The 22,591-nt window shown below is 60.8% G+C and carries 20 protein-coding genes; 4 read left to right on the top strand and 16 right to left on the bottom strand.

The window, feature by feature from the left end:
* Nucleotides 1-93: 93 nt before the first annotated feature.
* Nucleotides 94-894 carry a creatininase family protein gene (locus tag CFBP5499_RS16620; protein ID WP_080829808.1) on the bottom strand — a complete coding sequence of 267 codons (801 nt, stop codon included), beginning with the start codon at nucleotides 892-894 and terminating at the stop codon, nucleotides 94-96.
* 79 nt (nucleotides 895-973) lie between these two features.
* Here CFBP5499_RS16620 and CFBP5499_RS16615 point away from each other — a divergent pair, with 79 nt between their 5' ends.
* The 3 genes from CFBP5499_RS16615 (at nucleotide 974) to CFBP5499_RS16600 (ending at nucleotide 3,961) form a co-directional block, all read left to right on the top strand.
* Nucleotides 974-1,483 (top strand): MarR family winged helix-turn-helix transcriptional regulator, encoded by a 510-nt coding sequence (locus tag CFBP5499_RS16615; RefSeq protein WP_080829809.1) that lies wholly within the window; start codon nucleotides 974-976, stop codon nucleotides 1,481-1,483.
* Nucleotides 1,484-1,616: 133 nt separating this feature from the next.
* Nucleotides 1,617-2,639, top strand: a complete 1,023-nt coding sequence (locus tag CFBP5499_RS16610) for a LacI family DNA-binding transcriptional regulator (RefSeq protein WP_004433466.1) — start codon at nucleotides 1,617-1,619, stop codon at nucleotides 2,637-2,639.
* A 359-nt stretch (nucleotides 2,640-2,998) separates the two neighbouring features.
* Nucleotides 2,999-3,961, top strand: a complete 963-nt coding sequence (locus CFBP5499_RS16600; RefSeq protein ID WP_080830231.1) for a 2-hydroxyacid dehydrogenase — start codon at nucleotides 2,999-3,001, stop codon at nucleotides 3,959-3,961.
* Nucleotides 3,962-4,122: 161 nt separating this feature from the next.
* Here CFBP5499_RS16600 and CFBP5499_RS16595 read toward each other — a convergent pair whose 3' ends face one another.
* The 11 genes from CFBP5499_RS16595 to CFBP5499_RS16545 form a co-directional block, all read right to left on the bottom strand.
* Complete coding sequence (locus CFBP5499_RS16595; protein ID WP_080829810.1) at nucleotides 4,123-5,250, bottom strand: Gfo/Idh/MocA family protein; 1,128 nt, start codon at nucleotides 5,248-5,250, stop codon at nucleotides 4,123-4,125.
* 38 nt (nucleotides 5,251-5,288) lie between these two features.
* Entirely contained in the window at nucleotides 5,289-6,101 is an 813-nt protein-coding gene (gene iolB, locus CFBP5499_RS16590) for a 5-deoxy-glucuronate isomerase (protein ID WP_080829811.1), read from the bottom strand.
* A 194-nt stretch (nucleotides 6,102-6,295) separates the two neighbouring features.
* Nucleotides 6,296-7,204, bottom strand: coding sequence for a myo-inosose-2 dehydratase (gene iolE / locus CFBP5499_RS16585; RefSeq protein WP_080829812.1), 909 nt, complete (start codon nucleotides 7,202-7,204; stop codon nucleotides 6,296-6,298).
* A 1-nt stretch (nucleotide 7,205) separates the two neighbouring features.
* A complete protein-coding gene (iolD, locus tag CFBP5499_RS16580; RefSeq protein ID WP_080829813.1) occupies nucleotides 7,206-9,032 on the bottom strand; it encodes a 3D-(3,5/4)-trihydroxycyclohexane-1,2-dione acylhydrolase (decyclizing) in 1,827 nt (608 codons plus the stop codon).
* Nucleotides 9,029-10,945 carry a bifunctional 5-dehydro-2-deoxygluconokinase/5-dehydro-2-deoxyphosphogluconate aldolase gene (locus CFBP5499_RS16575; RefSeq protein ID WP_080829814.1) on the bottom strand — a complete coding sequence of 639 codons (1,917 nt, stop codon included), beginning with the start codon at nucleotides 10,943-10,945 and terminating at the stop codon, nucleotides 9,029-9,031. The genes iolD and CFBP5499_RS16575 overlap by 4 nt, the downstream gene beginning before the upstream one ends.
* Before the next feature lie 204 nt (nucleotides 10,946-11,149).
* On the bottom strand, nucleotides 11,150-11,965 hold the full coding sequence (locus tag CFBP5499_RS16570) for a MurR/RpiR family transcriptional regulator (protein ID WP_080829815.1): 816 nt from the start codon (nucleotides 11,963-11,965) through the stop codon (nucleotides 11,150-11,152).
* A 101-nt stretch (nucleotides 11,966-12,066) separates the two neighbouring features.
* A complete protein-coding gene (locus tag CFBP5499_RS16565; RefSeq protein ID WP_080829816.1) occupies nucleotides 12,067-12,783 on the bottom strand; it encodes an ABC transporter ATP-binding protein in 717 nt (238 codons plus the stop codon).
* Nucleotides 12,764-13,528 (bottom strand): ABC transporter ATP-binding protein, encoded by a 765-nt coding sequence (locus CFBP5499_RS16560; protein ID WP_080829817.1) that lies wholly within the window; start codon nucleotides 13,526-13,528, stop codon nucleotides 12,764-12,766. The genes CFBP5499_RS16565 and CFBP5499_RS16560 overlap by 20 nt, the downstream gene beginning before the upstream one ends.
* Nucleotides 13,525-14,532: a branched-chain amino acid ABC transporter permease gene (locus CFBP5499_RS16555; protein ID WP_080829818.1), complete on the bottom strand. Its 1,008-nt coding sequence runs from the start codon at nucleotides 14,530-14,532 to the stop codon at nucleotides 13,525-13,527. Before CFBP5499_RS16555 ends, CFBP5499_RS16560 begins: the two co-directional genes overlap by 4 nt.
* A gap of 1 nt (nucleotide 14,533) precedes the next feature.
* A complete protein-coding gene (locus CFBP5499_RS16550) occupies nucleotides 14,534-15,397 on the bottom strand; it encodes a branched-chain amino acid ABC transporter permease (RefSeq protein WP_004445147.1) in 864 nt (287 codons plus the stop codon).
* An 88-nt stretch (nucleotides 15,398-15,485) separates the two neighbouring features.
* Nucleotides 15,486-16,658, bottom strand: coding sequence for an ABC transporter substrate-binding protein (locus CFBP5499_RS16545; RefSeq protein ID WP_080829819.1), 1,173 nt, complete (start codon nucleotides 16,656-16,658; stop codon nucleotides 15,486-15,488).
* A gap of 389 nt (nucleotides 16,659-17,047) precedes the next feature.
* Here CFBP5499_RS16545 and CFBP5499_RS16540 point away from each other — a divergent pair, with 389 nt between their 5' ends.
* Nucleotides 17,048-17,419, top strand: coding sequence for a hypothetical protein (locus CFBP5499_RS16540; protein WP_080829820.1), 372 nt, complete (start codon nucleotides 17,048-17,050; stop codon nucleotides 17,417-17,419).
* 27 nt (nucleotides 17,420-17,446) lie between these two features.
* Here the strand turns inward: CFBP5499_RS16540 and CFBP5499_RS16535 are convergent, their stop codons facing one another.
* The 4 genes from CFBP5499_RS16535 to CFBP5499_RS16520 all read right to left on the bottom strand — a co-directional run bounded on the left by CFBP5499_RS16535 (nucleotide 17,447) and on the right by CFBP5499_RS16520 (nucleotide 22,574).
* Nucleotides 17,447-19,177, bottom strand: a complete 1,731-nt coding sequence (locus CFBP5499_RS16535) for a M14 family metallopeptidase (protein ID WP_080829821.1) — start codon at nucleotides 19,175-19,177, stop codon at nucleotides 17,447-17,449.
* A 5-nt stretch (nucleotides 19,178-19,182) separates the two neighbouring features.
* Nucleotides 19,183-20,031, bottom strand: a complete 849-nt coding sequence (locus CFBP5499_RS16530; RefSeq protein ID WP_080829822.1) for an ABC transporter permease — start codon at nucleotides 20,029-20,031, stop codon at nucleotides 19,183-19,185.
* Nucleotides 20,032-20,037: 6 nt separating this feature from the next.
* Nucleotides 20,038-20,961 (bottom strand): ABC transporter permease, encoded by a 924-nt coding sequence (locus tag CFBP5499_RS16525; protein WP_003505487.1) that lies wholly within the window; start codon nucleotides 20,959-20,961, stop codon nucleotides 20,038-20,040.
* Nucleotides 20,962-21,038: 77 nt separating this feature from the next.
* On the bottom strand, nucleotides 21,039-22,574 hold the full coding sequence (locus CFBP5499_RS16520; RefSeq protein WP_080829823.1) for an ABC transporter substrate-binding protein: 1,536 nt from the start codon (nucleotides 22,572-22,574) through the stop codon (nucleotides 21,039-21,041).
* Between the last annotated feature and the right edge of the window lie 17 nt (nucleotides 22,575-22,591).

Genomic DNA, 22,591 nt, shown 5'->3' with positions numbered 1-22,591 from the left:
GCCGGTTGCGGCCTTAAGGAGAAGTGTCGTCGTCCATATAGGCGCGATATCAGGGCAGTTCAAAGAGATTTTGGCCGAATCCGGCCAAGTGGCTCAAATTTTGTTATGAAATAACGTTATGTCAAAAGCGTGGACATCTTCAAGCAGTTCGACAAGGCCGTTGACCGCGTGGGAAATGAGCCTTTCGCCCTTTTCCGCAGAGGCGGCGGCGGCGTTTCCGGCAACGCCGTCAGGGTTGAGATCGCTCATCAGCCAGCCGAAGGCGTGGGGGCCATAGGCGCGCAGATGGCTGAAGCGCTGCGCGAAATCGCTCTGGCGCGAGGGGAAATTCGCGGCCTTTTCCATCGCCACAAATTCGGGATGAAGCGCCAGCATGACGGAGGTTTCGATATCGCCGCCATGGATATCGACCGCCTTGTCCTCCGACCTCACGATATCGGCCGGCATGCCGAAACGGGTCCAGCTGGTGGCGACCGCCAGCATGCCGAAGCGGGCGCGGGCCTCGGTGGCGACGATGGTCATCAGCGGTGAATTGCCGCCATGGGCGTTCAGCATCACGAATTTGCGCACGCCTTTTTCATATTCCGCCTTCGCAATGCCGAGCCAGCGCTCGATGGCCTCGTCATAACGCAGGGTCTTCGTGCCGGGAACATCCATGTGCTCGATTGAATAACCGACGGGCTCCACCGGCAGGAAGGAGACCGGCAGATGCGCCGGCAAAACGGCGGCGAGGCGCGAGACGATGCCCGCCGCAATCAGCGTATCGGTCTCGAAGGGCAGGTGAGGGCCATGCTGTTCTTGCGCTCCGAGCGGCAGGACAGAAATTGCACCTGTTGCGTGAAGATGAGGGTCTGTTACGTTTTCGTCGTGATAATGCGTGTATGAGTTTGGCATCTGGCAGTCCGCGCGTGCATTCGGTAAGGATTTCCAGCAACATATATCGGTTCCGCCACAGGGTAAAAGGCACTCGCATATGAGCAAGGACAAATCCGGGCATAAGGACAAAAGCGCCAAGAAGGAAAAGGGCAGCAAGAAGGTAAAGGACGTCAAAAAAAGGGATGAGAATTTCAACCCGGAGGAACTGGCGCAATCCATCACCCAAGCCGCCCGCTCCATGCGCACGGCGCTGAGCCACAGCCTTTCCGAAAGCGGGCTTTATGCGGGCCAAGACGGCGTCATCCTGGCGCTGGCGCAGGAAGGCAGCCTGACGCCGGGGCAGATCGCCCAGAAACTCGGCGTCAAGGCGCCAACCATGACGCGCACCATCGGCCGCATGGAGGCCCAAGGTTTCGTGGAACGCAGCGGCGACGACGAAGATGGCCGTGTGACGCTCGTGAAGCTGACGGAAACAGGCCTGAAGAGCGTCGAGCACATCAACACATCAATAGCGGATTGCGGAGCGCGCGCCATAGAGGGGCTTTCGGCCAAGGATATTCGCAACGTTGTTAAACTTCTCAAGGCAATCGACGCCAATCTTCAATAATTTGTTGAAATTTTTAAACGTGCCCTCTGTTTTTATGGATATTCCTTAAACAGGTTGCGGATTTTGTTTAAATTGTTTAATTGCGATTTAAACAGGGACATCCGTCGCTGACATGCGTTTGGGGAGGAATGCCATGGCACAAAAGGTTAAACTGTCGACGATTGCCGAAAGTCTTGGTCTTTCGACCGCCACCATTTCGCTGGCATTGCGCGACAGTCCGCTGGTTGCTTCCGATACACGCGACAAGATCAAGGAACAGGCGCGGGCGCTGGGTTATATCTACAACCGCCGCGCCGCCAGCCTGCGCACTTCGCGCTCCGGCATTGTCGGCGTGGTGTTCCACGATGTGATGAACCCCTTTTACGGCGAAATCCTGAAAGCCATTGAAAGCGAGCTGGACCGCAGCCGCCAGACCTTCATTCTTTCCAACCACTATGATTCGGTGGAAAAACAGCGCACCTTCATCGAAACGCTGCTGCAGCTCGGCTCTGATGGAATCATCATGTCGCCGGCGATCGGCACGCCGATCGAAGATATGACGCTGGCCGAAGAAAACGGCATGCCCGCCATCCTCGTGGCCCGCTCCATGGACGGCGTCGACATGCCGACCTATCGCGGTGACGACAGCTACGGCATTTCGCTTGCCACCAACCATCTGATCAGCCTCGGCCACCGCACCATCGCCATGGTTGGTGGCACCGACCAGACCTCGACGGGGCGCGACCGTTACCAGGGTTATGTCAACGCGCTGCGCAAGGCCGGCATCGAAGTGGATCCGAACCTGCGCATTCCTGGCCCCCGTTCCAAGCAGGGCGGTTTCGAGGCCGCCGTGCATTTCCTCTCACTGCCGCAGAAGCCGACTGCCGCCGTCTGCTGGAACGATCTCGTCGCCATCGGTCTCATGAACGGCATTTCCCGCGCTGGCCTGGTGCCGGGTGTGGATATTTCCGTCACCGGCTACGACGATCTGGAAGAGGCGGCGATTGCCACGCCGGCTCTGACCACGGTTTCCAACGGTCAGGCCGAGGTGGGGCGTCTCGCGGCCCGCGCGCTGCTGGACAGGCTGGCGGGCAGCCATGAGCCTGACGGCATTCACCTCATCAAGCCGGAAATGCGTATCCGGCAATCGACCGGGCCGGTGCGGCCGCGGGTTTGAGTACATCGCCCGGGAGCATGGATGCGGCAGGCTGCATGTTTCTGGTTGTTCGCGACGTTTCCTTCTTCCGTCATTCCGGCCTTGAGCCGGAATCCAGCCACCGCGTGTCCACGCGGTGAAAAAGACTCTCTCAGCCCCAGGACTTGGGCTGGCTGGATGCCGGATCCAGTCCGGCATGACGGAAATGGGGCGCAAAAAAATCGGCATGAAACTTCCGTCTGCCCCCATAGCATCCCCTTATTGCCCTTTTCACGGCCGCCGTTGTTTGAAAAGATCCCCGCCCAGGGGAGTGGGATGGCGAAAGGTTCGCCTGAAACCCGCTCCGGCTATTGGAATGTTATCAGGAGGAATATCCGCTCATGTCTGACAAAAAGGCCGTTGTTCTCGTTCCCGGCAAGATAAACCCGCGCGTTCTCGAGCGCCTCGAAGGCAAGGTTGAGATAGTGGCCGTGCCTGCCGGTGCCGAGCCGGTTCTGCCTGATGGTGCGGCGGAGCGCGTCAATGCCATCGCCGTTTCCGGCGTCGTCAACGCCAAATGGATCGATGCGCTGCCGAAGCTCGAGATCATCGCCAATTTCGGCGTGGGTTATGACGGCGTTGACGCCAGACATGCCGCTACGCGCAACATCGTGGTGACGAATACGCCTGATGTGCTGAACGACGAGGTGGCCGATACCACGATTGCGCTTTTGATCAACACCGTGCGCCGGCTCTATCAGGCCGAAACGTGGTTGCGCGATGGCAAATGGGTTGGCGAAGGCCCGTTCGCGCTGTCGCCGTTTTCGCTGCGCGGCCGCAAGGTTGGTCTCTTCGGCATGGGCCGCATCGGCCAGGAAATCGCCAAGCGGCTCGAGCCCTTCAAGGTTGAGATCGGTTACCACACCCGCAGCAAGCGCGATGAGCTCTCCTACACCTATTACGGCTCGCTGAAGGAGATGGCGCAGGCCGTCGATATTCTGATCTGCATCGTGCCCGGCACGCCGGAAACCCACAAAGCGATCAATACCGAAATCCTGACGGCGCTTGGGGCCCAGGGCGTGTTCATCAATGTCGGCCGCGGCTCCAGCGTCGATGAGGATGCGCTGCTGCAGGCGCTGGAGAGCGGTGCGTTGGGTGCTGCCGGTCTCGATGTGTTTTATGCCGAGCCGAAGGTGCCGGAAGCATTTTTATCGCTGCCGAATGTTTCCCTGTTGCCGCATGTCGCTTCCGCCTCGATCCCGACGCGCAACGCCATGGCCGATCTGGTGGCGGATAATATTCTCGGCTGGTTCAGGGATGGCAAGGTGCTGACGCCGGTGCCGGAGACGCCGGTCAAGGGGTAATAACTTACCGCCACACGCCGTCACCCCGGACTTGATCCGGGGTCTAGCATGATCAAGTCTTTGATCATAAAAGACTCATGTCACGGCGCAGACGCGCCGTGGCTGGATGCCGGATCAAGCCCGGCATGACGGAAGAGACGTTTTCGCCCTTTGTCGACGTCCTATTCCGCAATCTCCTCCGTCCTCACCCATCGCCCTTCGGCAAAGGATCGGGCCATGGCGTGGATACTGCGCTCGATCTTCAGCCCTTCCTCGAAATCGATGATATGGGCCTTCTTGCCCTCGATCGCCGCAACCAGCTCCCGGCATTCGATCACCTTCAGATCGTTGAAGCCGAGGCCGTGGCCGGGGGCGGGGATGAAGCGATCATAGGGCTTGTGGTGGGGGGCGGTGAGGATGGTTCTGAAACCCTGCTCTTCCGGGCGTCCGTCCGTGGTGTAGAGCTGGAACTCGTTCATCTGCTCCTGATCGAACAGGATCGAGCCTGTTGAGCCATAAATCTGGATGGCGATGCGGCCCTTGCGGCCCCAGGCGGAGCGGTTGGCGATGAGCACGGCGGAAATGCCGCCTTCGAGCTTCAGGAGAACGCTGGCTAGATCATGCGTCTCGACAGCGCGTTCGCCGCCGCCGGCAAGCGGACGGGTCTCATAAGGTTTGACCATGTCGGTGATGGCGCTTTGCGCGTGGCCGAACAGGGCGTAGAGCAATGACAGCGGGTGCACGGCAAAATCATCCAGCGCGCCATAACCGGAAGAAGCCTCGCTCTTCCAGTAGAAGGGCTGGGTAGCGTCGGCCATGAAGTCCTCGTCCATTTCGGCGCGGACGTGATAGACATTGCCGATCGCGCCTTCGTCGATCAGACGGCGGATATGGCGGATGACGGGGTTCTGAATGTAGTTGTAACCCATCGCCGCCGCCTTGCCGGACCGGCGGGCGGCATCGCGCATCTTCACCGCATCTGCAAAGGCGGGCGCCATCGGTTTTTCGCACCAGACATGCTTGCCGACCTCAAGGGCGGCAATCGCCATTTCCGGGTGGAAGGCGTTGGGTGTGGTGACCGAGATCACGTCGATCTCGGGATCGGCCAGCAGGTCGCGCCAGTTGCCTGTCGAGCGGGCAAAACCGAACTCAGCGGCTTTCTTCGCCGCCAGCTCCGGGTTGACTTCCGCCAGCGTCACGAGGCGGGGGCGTTCCACGTCGCCGAAGACACTCGTGACGTTGTTCCACGCGAGCGCGTGGCATTTACCCATGTAACCCGTGCCGATAAGGCCCACGCCAAGAGCGGCCATGGTCTCTCCTCCCAAATTTTTAAAGTGAAATATAACTGTCAGGGATTGTCGCGCTTGAAAATCCAGTCGTGATCGGGATGATTCTTGAAGCGCCATTTGCGCATCGGCCCCGCCATCACGTTCAGATAATACATCTCGTAACCATAGGGCGCGCCACAGGGGTGGTGGCCCTTGGGCACCAGCACGACATCGCCGTCAGACACGGCCATGGTCTCATCAAGCGAGCCATCTTCGGTGAAGACGCGCTGGAAACCGAAACCCTGCGCCGGGTTGAGGCGATGATAATAGGTCTCTTCCAGATAGGTCATGTCAGGATAATTATCCTCGTCATGCCGGTGCGGCGGATAGGACGACCAGTTGCCCGATGGCGTGAAGACTTCCGTTACCAGCAGGCTGTCGGCCACGTCGCGCTCTTCCATGGCGATGGGGAAGATATAACGCGTATTGGCGCCCTTGCCGCGTTCCGTCAGCTGCACGCCGGCCGGGCCGATCTGCTGCGCCTCGCGGCTGCCTTTTTCGCCGGGTGCGGTGCAGACGCCGACGGTGCAGTCACTCGTGGCCGTCAGCGACCATTCGGAGCCGGCCGGAACATAAACGCAATGCGGCGGCTTGCGTTCGAACACGTTCAAGCGGTCGCCGAGTTCGCCGAAGTCCTTGCCCCCGGCGGAAACCGTCGCCTTGCCTTCGACGAGCACGAGGATGACTTCGGTATCGCCGGTGTTCTCAGCGGCGGTTTCGCCCGGCTTCAGGCGGTAAAGGCCGAAACCGACATAACCCCAATCCGCGCTTTGGGGCGTGATATCGTGCACCTTGCCGCTGGTCGCGACCGGCTTGCGCAGAAGTGAGGTCATGGTGGTGTTCCTTTTTGGTCAGTCGTTCGTCGGTTATTGCCGTCTCGTCACCCCGGCCTTGAGCCGGGGGTCAGCCGACGCGCGTCCGCGCGGCGGGGAGAGTCTTTTCAGCCCAATGACGGGGGCTGGCTGGATACCGGCTCAAGGCCAGTACGACGGGCGCGGGGAAGGCCGCGCCCGTTCGTCAATTCCGTTCAAGCAGCCTCAGCCTTGTCCAGCCCCGCCTCGCGCGCAAAAGCCTTCAGGGATTTCAGCCCAAGGCTCTGATATTCGAACGGGTTGCGTACGTCAGGGTCCTGTTCCGCCTCGATCACCAGCCAGCCGTTATAGCCATGCTCGGCCGCCACCTTCAGCACGGGCGGGAAGTTCACGCCGCCTTCGCTGTCGCCCGGCACGGTGAACACGCCGCGGCGAACGCCTTCGAGGAAGGAGAGCCGCTCGCCCCGAACCTGATCGGCAATGACCGGACGCACGTTCTTGGCATGGATATGGCCGACGCGGCCCATATATTTCTGCGCGACGCGCACGGGATCGCCGCCGCCGAACAGGCAATGGCCGGTATCGAGTAGCAGATGCGTCTTCGGGCCGGTATGCTTCATCAAGAGGTCGATCTCGTCTTCGCTCTCGACCACCGTTCCCATGTGGTGGTGATAAACGAGGGTGATGCCCTGCTCGGCGGCAAAGGCGGCAAGAGCCTCGACACCTGCGCCGAATTTCGCCCAGTCCTCGGCCGCAAGGCGCGGACGGTCAACCAGCGCTGTGTCATCAGCGCCGTGAATGGCATTGGAGGTCTCGCAGACGATGATGACCTTCGAGCCCATGGCCTTCAAGAGATCAAGCGCCGGCTGCATGGCCTTCTTCTCGGATTCGATGTCGTCAGTCAGAAGGTTCAGCGAATGCCAGCCGGAGACGAAGGAGAGGCCGCGCGGCGAAAGCACGCCTTTCAGGCCTTCCGGCTCCGTCGGGAATTTGTGCCCCTTCTCGATACCGTCGAAACCGATCTTCGCGGTTTCATCGAGGCATTGCTCCAAGCTGATATGCGCGCCGAGCGTGCGGTCGTCGTCGTTGGACCAGGCAATCGGGTTGGTGCCGTAACGGATCATCTTACTGTCTTTCCTTGACATGGTTTTCATAACGGGCGCGGGCCGGGCCGATTTCGGCGCGGTCGGAAACTTCAGGCACCGCGACATCCCACCAGTGACCACCGGCCTGCGGGGTCGGATAGGGGTCGGTATCGATGACGATGACGGTGGTGCGGCTGGAAGCGCGGGCGGCGGCGAGCGCCTCTTCCAGCTCGGTTATGGTGGAAACCTTGCGCGCATCCGCGCCCATCGAACCGGCATGGGCCACGAAATCGATGGCGATCGGGTTGACGTTGGTATGGGCGTAGAGATTGTTGAACTCCGCGCCGCCGGTTTCCATCTGCAGGCGGTTGATACAGCCATAGCCCCTGTTGTCGGTGATGACGAGGGTGATCTTGACGCCCATGGCAACCGATGTGGCAAGCTCGGAATTCATCATCATGTAGGAGCCGTCGCCGACCATGACGATCACGTCCCGGTCCGGTTCCGCCATCTTGATGCCGAGACCGCCGGCCACTTCATAACCCATGCAGGAGAAGCCGTATTCCATGTGATAGGAGAGGGGCAGCTTGGATTTCCACAGCTGGTGAAGCTCGCCCGGCATGGTGCCCGCCGCGCACATGACGACGGTATTGTCGCGCGACTGGCGCTGCACGGCGCCGATGACCTGCATGTCGGTGGGCAGGCTGTTGGCGTTGTCCTCGCCCGGTGCCGCCGTGTCGGCATCGGCCTTTTCGAACCATGCAGCCTTGAGACCGGCATCCGGTGCCGCAAAACGGTGGCTACCAAGCGCTGCGGAGAGTTTCTCAAGCCCGATCTTCGCATCCGCCGTCAGGCTGATGGCATCATGCTTGGCGCTGTCATATGGCTGGACATTGAGCGCCAGGATCTTGCGGTTCGGGTTCTTGAACAGCGCCCAGGAACCCGTGGTGAAATCCTGAAAACGGGTGCCGACGCCGAAGACCAGATCGGCCTTTTCGCTGATGATATTGGCGCTTTCCGCACCGGTAACGCCGACGGGACCGAAATTCAGATCATGATCCCATGCGAGCGCCGATTTGCCGGCCTGCGTTTCGACGACGGGAATGGAGTGGGTTTCGGCAAAGCGCTTCAGCGTCTCGGTTGCGCCGGCAAAATGCACGCCGCCGCCGGCGACGATAATAGGGTTCTTCGCTGCCTTGAGCGTAGCGACCGCCTCTTCGAATTCCACGACATCCGGCTCGGGACGACGTTGGCGCCAGACCCGCTTTTCGAAGAAACTCTCGGGGTAATCATAGGCTTCCGCCTGCACATCCTGGCAGAAGGCGAGCGTGACGGGGCCGCAATCGGCCGGGTCCGTCATGGTGCGCATGGCGCGGGGGAGCGCCGTCAGCAACTGCTCCGGCCGCATGATGCGGTCGAAATACCGGCTGACCGGGCGGAAGCAGTCATTCACCGTCATGGTGCCATCGCCGAAATCTTCGAGCTGCTGCAGCACGGGATCGGGGCCGCGATTGGCGAAGACATCGCCGGGGATCAACAGCACTGGCAGGCGGTTGACATGGGCAAGGGCTGCCGCCGTCACCATGTTTGCAGCACCCGGGCCGATGGAGGAGGTGACCGCCATGGCGCGGCGGCGGCGCAGTTGCTTTGAATAGGCAATGGCCGCGTGGGCCATGGATTGCTCGTTCTGGCCTCGATAGGTCGGCAGTTCGTCGCGGATACCATAAAGCGCTTCGCCGATGCCGGCGACATTGCCATGACCGAAAATGGCCCACATGCCGGCAATATAGGTTTCGCCATGCTCGTTCATCTGCGCTGCCAGGTAACGAACCATGGCCTGCGCAGCCGTCAATCTGATTGTTTTCACGCTGCCTCTCCCTTTTTGGCGCGCGCCTCATCCCAAATACGGCACAGGCTGGTGTAACGCTGCGTCATATCCTTCACCGCTTCCTCGTCGGTTGTCTTGCCAGAAAGCCAGCCACGGGCGGCGTCCGCAAAGATCGTGCGGCCAACGGCGAAACCTTTGACCAGATCGAAACCGGCCGCAAGGCGGAAGCTTTCCTCCAGCTCGCTTTGCGGGGCGTCGAGACCGAGAACGACGATGCCTCGCACATAAGGATCGTTACGATGCACGGCGTCGCAGGCATTCTTCCACGCGGCGCGGGTCTTCATCGGCTCCAGCTTCCACCAGTCGGGGTAAACGCCAATCTCGTAAAAACGCTCGATGATGCGGGCGGCGGTCAAATCGTCGGTCGGGCCGACCTTGGAGGGAATGACCTCCAGCAGCATTTCCAGCCGGTTGCGCCGTGCCGCCTCGAACAGGCGCATCACGGTCTCTTCCTGCGCAGCGCGCATCTCTTCGGTGTCATCGGGGTGATAGAAGCAGAGAACCTTGACGACATTTTCGAGCGGCCATTCCGACAGGCCGCCGAAATCCTTGCCGAGATCGGGTTCCAGCGTCAGCGGGCGCGAGCCCGGCCATTCCACAGGGCGGCCAATCCAGAGGCCAGAACCGCTGGCGGCAAAGAGCGCATCGCGGCCAAGGCGGCCATCGCAGAGAATGCCGTATCCCGCCTCACCACCGGCAACTTGCTGCGCAGCCTGAAGGCAGAGCTTCTTGAAAGCGCCGATCTGCTCGTGCTTGACGCCAAGCTCATCGGCGATGGCTTCCAGCTGCATGCGGTGATCAAAGGCGAAGACGCGCATCGTCTCCCATTCACCCTTGCGGTTGGTGGACCAGTGCACCTGCTCCAGCGCCTCGTCCTTGCGCAGCGCCTTGTTGCGAATGCCTGCCTTGAAGAAATATTGCAGCTCTTCCCAGCTCGGATAGGCGGGTGTGCAGCCATGGCGGGAGACGGCGAAAGCGCCGCAGGCATTGGCGTATTTCAGAGTCGTCGGCCAGTCCTCGCCGCGCAGCCAGCCGCGGAACAGCCCGGCCATGAAGCCGTCACCGGCGCCGAGAACGTTGAAGACCTCGATCGGGAAACCTTCGCCAGTCTCGCCATCATCAAGGCTGGCAGGAATATCGCCGGCGAAAACCGAAGCACCCATCGGCCCGCGCTTGCACACCAGCGTCGCATTGGAAACCTTGCGCACGGCCTTCAACGCCGCCAGCGTATCGGTGGAGCCGCCGGCAATGTGGAATTCCTCTTCCGTGCCGACGATCAGATCGAAGAGATGCAGGGTGGATTGCAGCTTGGCGGTGACCTTCTGCGATTCCACGAAGCGGCTCTCACCGTCGCCATGGCCGGCCACACCCCAAAGATTGGGGCGGTAATCGATATCGAGCGCGGTCTTCGCACCGTTTTCACGGGCGAGTTTCAGCGCCTTCAGCACGGCCGCTTCCGTTTTCGGATGCGACAGATGCGTGCCGGTGGCGCAGATGCAGCCGGCGTCGGCGATGAAGGCGGGATCGATGTCTTCTTCGCTGAGCGCCATGTCGGCACAGTTTTCGCGATAGAAAATCAGCGGGAACTGGTTCTGGTCGCGAATGCCGAGCAGCACCAGCGCGGTCAGCCGCTCCGGGTCGGTCTTCACGCCGCGCACGTCCACACCTTCACGCACCAGCTGTTCGCGGATGAAACGGCCCATATGCTCGTCACCCACACGGGTGATGACGGCGCTGTTCAATCCAAGGCGCGCAGCGCCGGCTGCGATATTGGTGGGCGAGCCGCCAATATATTTGGCAAAGGAGGCCATGTCCTCCAGACGGCCGCCGACCTGCGAACCGTAAAGGTCGACAGACGAGCGTCCGATCGTGATAAGATCAAGTTTTTTCAAAAGGTTCCTCCTTAGCACCGCACGCTGGCGCGGTCTGCCTCATGTGTGTCGAGCGGATCAGGCAACCATGCCGCCGGCCATTGCCATCCCGCTCCGGTGAGCCTCCTCCGCTCACTTGTCCCGTCACGAGACGGACAGTCGTGGAATGTCCGTTTCATGGATTTGGATCATAAATTCTATTTTTTCCATTTTCAATAAAAATATTCAGGCCGTCTTGCGTGTTCCCACAGCAACTGCCAGCGTGATGGCGAGACAGAGCGTGGCCGAAAGCGAGCGGAATGCGCCGAAATCGATCTCGGTGACGGTCAGCAGCGTTGCGCCGGATTTTCGGAGCGGATTGACGGCGGAATCGGAGAGCGCCACGACCGGAATACCGTTGGCGCGGGCGTTTTCCGCCAGTTCCAGCGTCTCTGTGGAATAGGGGGAGAAGGTGATGGCGATCAACGCGTCGTCGCGGGAGATGGCGCTGATATTGCTGAGCCCGCCAACGGCGCTGTGCAGCACCGCCGGCACCTTCATCTTCTCGAAGGCATAGGCCAGATAGCTGGCGATGGGGAATGAGCGGCGCAGGCCCATGATGTGCACGGTCCGCGCCTTGGAGAGCGCTGAAACCGCCTCGTCAAGCTGCTTCGTATCGACCGATTTTAGCAGCATTTCGAGCGAAGAACGGCCGGCTTCAACGAATTCCGCCAGCAGACCGGAGGCGCTCTCGTCGCCCTTTTCACGCAGGTGGTCGAGTCGCGTGGCATAATCCGGCCAGCCGCCGACATAGGAATCACGAAACAGACGCTGCATTTCCGAAAAGCCGGAAAAGCCCATGATCTGACAGAAACGCATGAAGGCCGAGGGCTGCACGCCGGCGCCATCCGCCATTTCGGCGACGGTGGAAACGGCGATGCGATCCTGATTGGAGGCGACATAGTCGGCGCATTGCCGCAACCGCTTCGGCAGGCCCTCCGCCACTTGGAGCAACCGCTCCTCAAAAGCCTTCACCGAATCTGGCGCCTCGATTGCCGTCATTGTCGTTCCTTTGTGCAGACTGAAATCGTGTGCACTTTAGCCCCAATGGAATTTTTATTCCATTGAGTTTTTTGGAAGCCGACGAATGAGGGTGAGGGGGCTTAGTGCAGCCCGCCAACCCCGAGATGCGTATCGATAATACCAGGGTTCTCAGAAAGCTCGCTCGACGGTCCTTCCCAGACGATGCGGCCGCGTTCCATGATGATGGCGTGGTCGGCGAAGTCTATGGCCATCTGGATGCGCTGTTCGATGAGAAGAATGGTCATTTCGCCGGATTGGGCGAGCTTGGAGAAGGCGGCCATCAGTTCTTCGCAGATGACCGGGGCGAGGCCTTCAAGCGGTTCGTCAAGCAGCAGCACGCGCGGCTGGCCGAGAATGGTGCGGGCCGTGGAGAGCATTTGCTGTTCGCCCCCGGAAAGTTGCGAGCCGAGATTGCGGCGGCGCTCTTTGAGGCGCGGAAACAGGGTGTAGGCTTCTTCGATGGCCGATTTCGGCCGGGTCTTGAGGCCGACGAAGAGGTTTTCCTCGACGGTCAGCGTCGGGAAAACATCCCGCGTTTGCGGCACATAACCAAGGCCGGCTTTGGCGCGGGCAGCACTCGGCAGGGCGGCGATGTCCTGCCCGCCGATACGGATATCGCCGGCAAAGCGTTTCGTCTGGCCGGCCAGCGTGGCGAAGAGGCTGGTCTTGCCGACGCCGTTGCGGCCGAGCACGGCAAAACGCGAGCCCGATGGCACGGAAAGCGACAGGCCCTCAATGACCCTTGTCGGGCCATAACCGGCGGTCAGATTGGCGATTTCAAGCGGCGCTGCGGGCATCGGCGTAACTTCCCAGATAAGCTTGGCGGACTTCCGCATTGCTGGTGACGTCTTCAGGCGAGCCGTCGAAGATGACGGCGCCGGCCGCCAGAACCACGACGCGTTTGGCGAAACGGAAAACCAGATCCATGTCGTGCTCGATCATCAATATGGCGAGGTCGGCGGGGAGCCTGTCGAGCGCCTGTTCAATGCGCGCCGTTTCCGTGGAAGGTACGCCGGCAGCCGGTTCGTCGAGCAGCAGGATTTTCGGGCGAAGCGCCATGGCAAGCGCGATCTCGATCAGCCGCTGCTGACCATAGGCGATTTCGCGCACCCTTGTTTCGGCAAGCGGCAGAAGGCCGAGCGTACCGAGAATATCGTGGGCTTCGCTCATGACCGAGGGCATGGCGCGATAACGGCCGAAAATCCGGCCGGTTTTGCCTTCGCGCTGGAGAATGGCCAGCGCCACATGTTCTTCCGGCGTCATATCCTGAAACAGCCGGGTGACCTGGAAGGAGCGCACAAGGCCGCGCTTCACCCGCTGGCTGGCGCTGAGGCCCGTCACGTCCTCACCGGCGATGCGCACCGTGCCGGCCGAAGGCTTGATATTGCCGGTGACGAGATTGACGAAGGTGGTCTTGCCGGCGCCATTCGGGCCGATCAGCACCGTGCGGTCTCCCGGCGAGAGCGACAGCGAAACGTTGTTGGTGACGACGAGGCCGCCGAAATTCTTCTGCAGGCCGGAGACTTCGAAAATGGCGCTCATGTGCGACCTCCCCGCAGGCGGGCGATGATCTGTTCACCCGCGCCGTAAAGCCCGCGTGGTGCGAAGAGCACGACGGCAATCAGCAGTAGACCGACAATGGTGAGCCAGTGGAACGGATTGGCGGCGGAAACGACATCTTCGAACCACATGAAGGTGACGGTGCCGATCAGCGCGCCGTAAAGCGAACCCGCGCCGCCGAGCACCAGCATGACCAGCGCTTCGGCCGAAAGCGTGAAGCTGAGGCTGTCGAGGCCGACGACCTGGGTGGAAATGGCATTCAGTGCGCCGCCAATGCCGGCGACGACGCCCGATATCACGAACATCTTCAAAATCGTGCCGTTGACAGCGCCGCCCATGGCCTGAATGCGGATGCTGTCCTGCTTGACGCCGCGGCATAGCATGCCGAAGGGCGAGTGCACCACGACCCTGAGGGCGAGGAAGACGAGGAGCAGCAGACAGACGCCGTAAACATAGGCGGTGCGGCCGAAAAGATCGAATTCGAAGGTGCCGAACAGGGCGTCTGGGGAAACGCCTGATAGCCCGTCGCTGCCGCCGGTCCAGCCCGACGCCTTGTTGGCCGCCTCGTGGAACAGGTGAACGACGGCGATGGAAAGCACCAGTTGCGGCAGACCGTGGGCGCGCAGCAGCACCGTGCCGGAAAGCAGCCCGGCCACGCCGCCCGCTGCCGCGCCGATGACGGTCATCAGCAGCGGATCGGTGATCTCGAAATGTGCGGCGGCGATGCCGGCGGCATAGGCACCGGCGCCGAAGAGTGCGGCATGGCCAAGCGTTGCAACGCCGCAATAGCCGGTGACAAGATCGATCGACAGCACCAAAAGCGCAATGGCGATGATGCGGGTCAGAAGCGCCAGATTGTCAGGGAAGAGATAATAACCGGCAATTGCTGCGGCGATGATGAGGAGCGGCCCCGCGATAGCACGCAGGGGCGAGCGCGCCTTTGGGATATCTGCCGTTTCAGTCACGTCGTTCATGAGCACCGCCATCTCATTTCGCCCTTCCAAGAAGGCCGCGCGGGAACAAGGTGATGATCACGATGACCGCCAGATAAAAGAAGAACTCGCCATATTCGGGGGCGAGATACCGCCCGGTCGTATCGATCGCGCCGAGCAGCAGGCAGGCGATCAGCGCGCCGGGAATGGAGCCTGCGCCGCCGACGGAGACCACCACGAGGAAGGTGACCATGTAGCGCAGCGCGTAATAGGGTTCGACCGGTAGCAGCTCCGCGCCGATGACGCCGCCCATCGCGGCAAGGCCGACGGCGATGGCGAAGCTGACGGCATAGATGATTTCCGTGCGCACGCCGAGTGCGGCGGCCATGGCGGCATTATCGACCGCCGCCCGCAGCTTGATGCCGAAGGCGGTCTTTTCGAAGGTGAACCACAGCGCACCGGCCACGGCCAGCCCGCAGGCAATGGCGAAGATGCGGTGGGTGGCGATGGTGCGGAAGCCGAGGTCGGTCGGGCCGGCGAGCTGCTGCGGCAGCGGAATGGTCTTCAAAGTGGGTCCGAAGACGAAATTGGCGATGCCGATGATGCAGAAGGTGATGCCGATGGTCATCAGCACCTGCGTCAGCTCAGGCGCGCCATAGATGCGGCGATAAAGGAAACGCTCAAGCGGAATGGCGATGACGATCGTGCCGACGATGGCGACGAGGATCGCCGCCGCATAACCAAGGCCGAGGCCATGGGCGGCATAGGAGGCGAGATAACCGCCAATCATGGCGAAGGCGCCATGCGCCAGATTGACCACCCGCATCAGCCCCATCGTGACCGAAAGGCCGATGGAGATGATGAACAGGACCATGCCATAGGCAAGCGCATCGATGAGGATGCTGAAAACCGTCTGCATGCTGAAAAACTCCTCCCGGTGCTGTCTGCCCATCCGGGCTGGAGACGGGCCGCTTCTGGCGGCCCGACAACGTCGCTAAAGCAGCCTTTTATTTCGCAGCGGCGAGACCCGGATCGCCCTGCTTTTCGAAGGTCTGGACTTCCTTGTTGTAATAGGTGCCGTCAGCGCTCTTGGCCACTTCGCGCAGATAGATGTTCTGCGTGATGTGGCGGCTTTCCGGATCGATGCTGACAGGACCGCGCGGGCTTGTCCAGGACAGCCCCTTCACCGCGTCCACCGCCTTTTCCGCATCCTGTTTGCCGCCGGTCGCCTCGATCATCTTGCTGATGACATACATGCCGTCAAAGGCGCCGACCGCAGGGAAGGACAGTTCCTTCGGATTGCCGATCGCCTTGGCAGCGGCTTCCACGAAGGTCTTGTTCTCAGGGGAATCATGCGAGACGGCGTAATGGAAGGTCGTCTGCATGCCAAGTGCGGCCTCGCCCAGTGCGGGCAGGTCGGATTCCTGTGTCAGGTCACCCGGTGCGAAGAGCTTGACGCCTGAAGATTTCAGGCCGTTATCGTTGAAGGCCTTGACGAAGCCGAGCGTCGTCGGGCCCGACGGCAGGAAGGCGAAGACGCCCTGCGCGCCGGAATCCTTCACGCGCTGCATGATGGGGCTGAAATCATTGGTGGAAAGTGGCATGCGGATGGTTTCCACCACCTCGCCGCCGGCAGCGGTAAAGGCGGCCTTGAAGGCGTTTTCGGCATCGACGCCAGGGCCGTAATCGCTGACCAACGAAATGACCTTCTTAACGCCGCCGTCAAAGGCCACCTTGGCGATGGGGGTGGAGGTCTGCCAGGTGGTGAACGAGGTGCGCACCACATAGGGGCTCTTGGTCACGATGGCCGAAGTGGCGGCATTCATGATGACCATCGGCACATTGCCCTGCTTCAAAAGCGGCGTCACGGCCATCGCGTCAGGGGTGAAATAGAAGCCGGCGAGATATTGCACGCCTTCCTTCACCACCAGCTCCTGCGCCAGCGCCTTGGACTGCGCGGGATCGGCCTGCGGCACGTCGCGATAGACGACCTCGACCGTGTCATCGCCGACCTTGTTGCCGTGAAGGGCAAACCAGGCGTCAATGCCGGCCTTGAAGTTCTTGCCCTGCAGCGCAAACGGGCCGGAGAACGGACCGACCACGCCGACCTTGATCGTCTCGGCATAGGCAGCAGTGCTGAAGCAGATGGCCGCGATTGCGACGGTGATCCGAAATTTCATGGTTTCCTCCCAGTTGATCCGTGGCTCCCATCCACCGATCCAGACTTGCCAGATTGATGATTAAGAATATCAAAGTAAAATGAAATAAGGGGGGTAATAGATAACCTGACGGTTATCAATACCCGCGTGTTTGTTCTCTCCTGCCGATCGCTCGCCACGCCCTGGCATATGAGCCCCGGTGGCCTTCGCACCTCGGTTCGGCTCGATGTCCGAATGATGGCGGACGCTGCGACCGCCGTCGCAAAGGCGCGGGTTTTGTCGATGAGAACAGTTTCGCGCAAACTCAACGCGGGATAGTGCCGGTGTGGAGACGAACCAATGCCTTAACCAGTTCTAAGGGGATTGTTCGTAGTCTCGCGAAGCATATTGTGAACTTTATTCGGTGTCTGATGGGCGAATATCAAAATAGAGTTGTTGAGTTGATGCGAGATCGTGTCGGCGAAAGTATACTCAACAACAAGATCGAGCGCCGCGAAGCATTTCTTCGCAAGGCGCTGGCGCTGTATCGCGTCATGGGCGGAGACGGGCAAGGCATGCACGCTGCGGTGGAGGATGTGGTCAATCTGCAAAAGCCGAGTGTTGATGTCGCTATTGGCGACGTGATGCATGAGCTGGCAGCAATCGGTCACGTTGCCGATCTCGATATTATCCAAGCCGGGTACAACAAGCTTGATGCCGCTAATATGCATATTCTGAGCAAGGGCAAGAGGCTTTTGCAGAAGCAGCGGGACCAAAAACTCGCCGGCACGGCAGGAAAATAGGCCGCCCATCGAGGGCGGCCTGCAATATCAGGCCACTTCCCTGACGAGAATCTCCTGCCAGGCATCATAGGCCGAAAGCACCGTTTCCATCTGTGCGGTGTGGCCGGTGATGAAGTCGTTGCCATAGATCGTTTCATCGGGATATTCGGTAATCAGCGTCATCGGCACGGTGTGGCGGTCGTCGATGGACGACAGGCACGGAAAGCCGTTGATGATGCGGAAACCGGTTTCCCCGGCGTGGATTTCATAAAGCGCGATCTGGCGGTTGTTGTAGTCGAGCAGGCCGGGAATGGCGCCGAGATGGCGGGTCACCTTGTCGAGCAGGGCTTCCGCCTGACTTTCCCAATCCGCATGGTGGCGGATGATGAGGAAGAAACCCTTGGGTAACGTCCACATGGCGAAATTGCGCGGCACGTAACCGGAAAGAGGCCGGGTCCATTCATGCGAGGGATAACCGTGCAGGTTCACATGCAGGCTGGCGCCGCTGATCTCCTGCGCCTTGAAGCGGATTTCCTTCTCGTTCAGATGCGCGCCTGAATTTTCCGCCGTGCGGTATTCGAGATCGTCGCCCAGCGCCGTATAACGTGCCGCATGGTGCATATGACGGGGATTGTCGACGCGAAGCCGCTGGTGCAAAGCGTAACCATCAGGGTTTTCCAGCGGCGAGATGGTGAAATGCGCGCCCTTCCGCTTAGCGAGTTTGCGGGCCGCACGGATTGCGCCGACGATGCCTGTCGTCTCGTTGGGGTGCTGGCCGCCGCTCACCATCACGGCGGCATCGCTGCCGGCGACATAACGGGCGGCAAGGATGCGGCCGGAGCGGGAGCGGGCCTCGAAGGCCGCGCCGCCAATCTCCGAAAGCAGTTTGGCTAGCTGGTCTGCTGCGACCGGTTCGCGGGCGGTATCGATCTGCTGTTCGCGGCCATCAAGGAAGGTGGTGGTGAGCGGACGGGTCTCGATGCGGACGGAGACTTGGCCTTGGCTTTTGGCGATCTCCGGCACGATCTGGCCGGGTTTCAGGCCCCGGTCGCCGAGTGGCCGGCCGGACTTCTTCTGGAAGAATTCCAGCAGGGAGAAATAGAAATCCTCATGCAGGGCTTCTCGCAGGCTGACGACCTCATCGCCGAGGGAGAGCGGCAGATCTTCGGCGGGATGCGCGACACGGATGTTCAGTTCCTCGAAATAGGGCTCTTCATTGCCCCAATCGTGGTTGGCGACGGCATGGATCGCCGCTTCGAAAAGCCGCTCGTAATCCGTCTCCAGCCGTTCGCCTGCTTCACCAGAAACGCGGAACCAGCCGGTGGGAGAGACATTGGTTTCCCCGACGATATCGGTATGAACCCGGTTTGGGGCTAGAACCTTCAGGGTTTCCTGCTTGCCGTTACGGCTCAGTGCCACGTCGTAATGGAAGGCGTCGTCGTCGCGGGCGATGAAATCGATCTTCGCATCGCCCACCAGTGACGCCAGCGGATAGGCCTCCAGCCGGAAGCGGTTGGCGGGGGCGTTGGCGTGCACGGGGTAACGCACCTCGATGGTATCAACGCCATCCAGATTGATCTCTTCCAGAAAGGTGAAGAGAAGCGGTTTATAGGCGCTGCGGATGCGGGCGCTGACGCCCTTTTTCTTCAGCCTCTCTTCGGCCTCGCGGCGGCTTTTGGCGTCATCAAAGGTCCATGCCTCGAAGGACTGGCCGGGTGTCGCGCGGCTGACGAGGGCATCCAGAGTACGCTCGAAGGTCTGTTCGAAAATCTGGCTCATCTGGGTTACCTCGAGGTTCTGCCGGTGGGGTCAAGGCTGTCGCGCAGCCAGTCGCCGAGAAGGTTGAGGCCGAGCACAGTCAGCAGAATGGCAAGACCGGGGAAGACGCTGACCCACCATGCCGTCTGCAGATAGGTGCGGCCATCCGCCAGCATGCCGCCCCAGCTCGGAATGGTCGGATCGACGCCGAGGCCGAGGAAGGTGAGGCTGCTTTCCAGCAGGATGTTATTGGCGACATTAAGTGTCATCAGCACGATGACGGGGCCGATGAGGTTCGGCAGCAGGTGCTGGAGAATGATGCGCCAGTCCTTCACGCCGATGGCGCGGGCGGAAAGAATGAATTCCCGCTCCCGCAGTGTCAGCACCGAGCCGCGCACGAGGCGGGCATATTGCACCCATTGCGAGATGATCAGCAGGATGATGGTGTTGGTAAGGCTGCCGCCGACGATGGCGATGAAGGTGATGGCGAGCAGGATGAAGGGCATGGCGAGCTGGATATCGGCAAAGCGCATGACCAGCATATCCCAGAAACCGCGGTAATAACCGGCGACCAGACCTACGGCGACGCCGAAGACTACGGCGCCGATGACCGAGGTGAAACCGACCAGCAGCGAAATCTTGCCGCCGGCGACGACGCGGGCAAGCACATCACGCCCAAGCGGATCGGTGCCGAGTGGATGGGCGGCATTGGCAAATGGCTTGGCAAGGCGCGCCATCAGGTCGATCTTGTCGGCTCCGCCCGGAAACAGCACGTCGGAAAAGAGGACGGCAAGGCAGATGATTGTCGTGAGCGACGCGCCGAGGACGAATTCGAGATTGGTGAAGCGCGCGAGACGCGAGGTTTTGGCAGCCATCGTCACTTACTCCGTGCGGATGCGCGGATCGACAAGCCCGTAGGCGATATCGACCAGAAGGTTGATGCCGACGATCATCAGCGACAGCACGGTGATGACGGCCTGTAGCACGGGATAATCGCGCGCCCCGACCGCATCGAAAGCCAGCGTGCCGAGGCCCGGCCAGTTGAAGACGCGCTCGATGACGACGATGCCGCCGAGCAGCCCGCCAAATTGCAGGCCGAAATAGGTGATGAGCGGAATGGCGCAGTTGCGCAGCGCGTGTTTGTAGAGAACCTTGCTTTCACTCAGACCCTTGGCGCGCGCCACCATGACATATTGCGAGCGCAGCGTGTCGAGCATGGCGGTACGCACGAGGCGGACATTGGTGGCGGTGAGGATAACGCCCATGGTCACTGATGGCATGATGTAGCTGGCAAAACCGCCCATGCCGCTGGGCGGCAGCCAGCCGAGCGTGATGGAGAACAGCAGCACCAGCATGGTGGCCAGCCAGAAATTCGGGAAGGACAGGCCGACGAGCGAGAAGATGCGGATTACCTGATCGGCCGTCTTGCCGCGCGAGGTCGCCGCCTTGATGCCGAGCGGAATGGAAAGCGCGATCGACACCGCCATGGAGATGAAGGCGAGCAGCAGCGTGGCGGGCAGGGCATCGGCGATGAGGCGCGAAACCGGCGTGCTGCCGGTGAAGCTGCGGCCGAAATCGAGTGTCACGAGGCCCTTCAGGAAACTGAAATATTGCACGAAGAACGGCCGGTCGGTGCCGAGCGCCGCGCGAATGCGCGCCAGATCGTCTTCCGTCATGCTGCCGCCGCCCTGGAACATGGTGACAGCCGGATCGCCGGTGAGGCGAATGGCGAAAGAAACGAGAAGGGTGATGGCGATGACGACAAAAATCGCCTGCAGCAATCGCTTGATGAGGAAACCGGCCACGTTTTTTACCTTGAAGAGAGACCCGGCCTTGCCCGCATTGCGGCGGGCAAGGTGTGTTGATCAGAAAACCAGCCTGATTATTCGACGGTGACGTCGGTCAGCTTCAGGCGGTTATCCGGCGGTGCGACGAAACCCTTGACCCGCTTGTTGATGCCGTAAATGGCATTGGTGTTGTAAAGCGGAATTTCCAGCGCGCGTTCGGCGGTATAGCTGCCGATTTCCTTGAGGATCTTTTCGCGCTCGGCACGGTCGGTCAGCGGACGCTGGGATTCCAGCAGCTTGTCCAGCTTTTCGTCCTTGTCGTAAGGGTTCCACTTTTCGCCCGAGTGGTACATGGAATAGGCCGTGTTGTCGTAATCGAAGGTCCAGCCGCCCCATTTCTGCTGGAACATCGCGCCGGTCTTACCCTGCGGGATGATGTCGTTCAGCAGAACGTTGGTTTCATAGGGCTTGATGGTGGCGGTGATGCCGACCATGGACAGATAGCTGGAAATGACCTGCGCCACTTCATTCATCGTCGCGTCATTGCCGCGGATATCGATCTGCAGCGCCGCGCCTGCCTTGACGCCGGCTTCCGCGAGCAGCTTCTTTGCACCTTCGGGATCGTAAGGCAGCGGTTTCAGATCGGCGTCGTAACCGAAGGACAGCGCGCTCTGGAAGCTGGCGATTTCCGATGCCTGACCGGCGAGGATCGACTTGACGATCGTGCCGCGGTCGACCGCCATGATGATGGCCTTGCGCACCTTCGGATCGGCGGTGATGCCGTCACGGGTGTTGAAACGCAGCGCATCCACCGTCGGGCCGGGAACGCTGACGATCTGAAGCTTGGAATCGCCTTCGATGACCGGGATCATGCCGATCGGAATGGTCGGCGGAATGACGAGATCGACGCGGCCGGCCTGAAGTTCGGCAACGGCGGTCGAGGGCTCAGCGATGAAGCGATATTCAAGCTCGGAGAGTTTTGGCGCGCCGCCCCAGTAATCCGGGTTGGCTTCGAGCTTGATGTTGTTTTTCGGTGCATAGGAAACGAATTTGAATGCGCCGGTGCCAACGGGGTTGAGGTTGAAATTGTCCTCGCCCTTTTCCTGAATGTATTTCGGCGGCACGATCATGCCGCCATAACCGGCAAGCTTGGTCAGCAGCACCGGATCCGGCGCCTTCAGCTTCATGTCGACAGTGTAGTCGTCGATGACATCGACGCTTTCAATGGCGACATAGTTGGAGCGCTGTGGGCCCTTGGCACCCTGTTCGCCGAGAAGGCGCTCGAAGGTGAACTTGACGGCGGCGGCGTTGAAGGGCTCGCCATTGTGGAACTTGACGTTCTGGCGCAGCTTGAAGCGGATGCGCTTGCCCTCATCCAGCTCTTCCCAGGATTCGGCAAGGCCGGGCACAACCTTCAGGTCCGGGCCGCGATAGGTCAGGCCATCGAAGATGTTGGTGGCGACGGCCGCCCACTGCACGAGGAAGGTGTCGATCGGATCCCAGCTGCCGGGGTCCTGCGGGCTGGAAATGGTCATCTTGCCGGTGGCGAAAGCCGGTGCGGCGGTGAAGGCCGTGGCGGCCATGGCAAGTGCGACGAACGTTGTCGTCATCCCCTTCTTGATCATTGTCATCTACCTGTTCCTCTTCA

The sequence above is a fragment of the Agrobacterium tumefaciens genome (assembly GCF_005221325.1).
GTDB lineage: Bacteria > Pseudomonadota > Alphaproteobacteria > Rhizobiales > Rhizobiaceae > Agrobacterium.
This window is presented reverse-complemented; position numbering and strand designations above follow the sequence as displayed.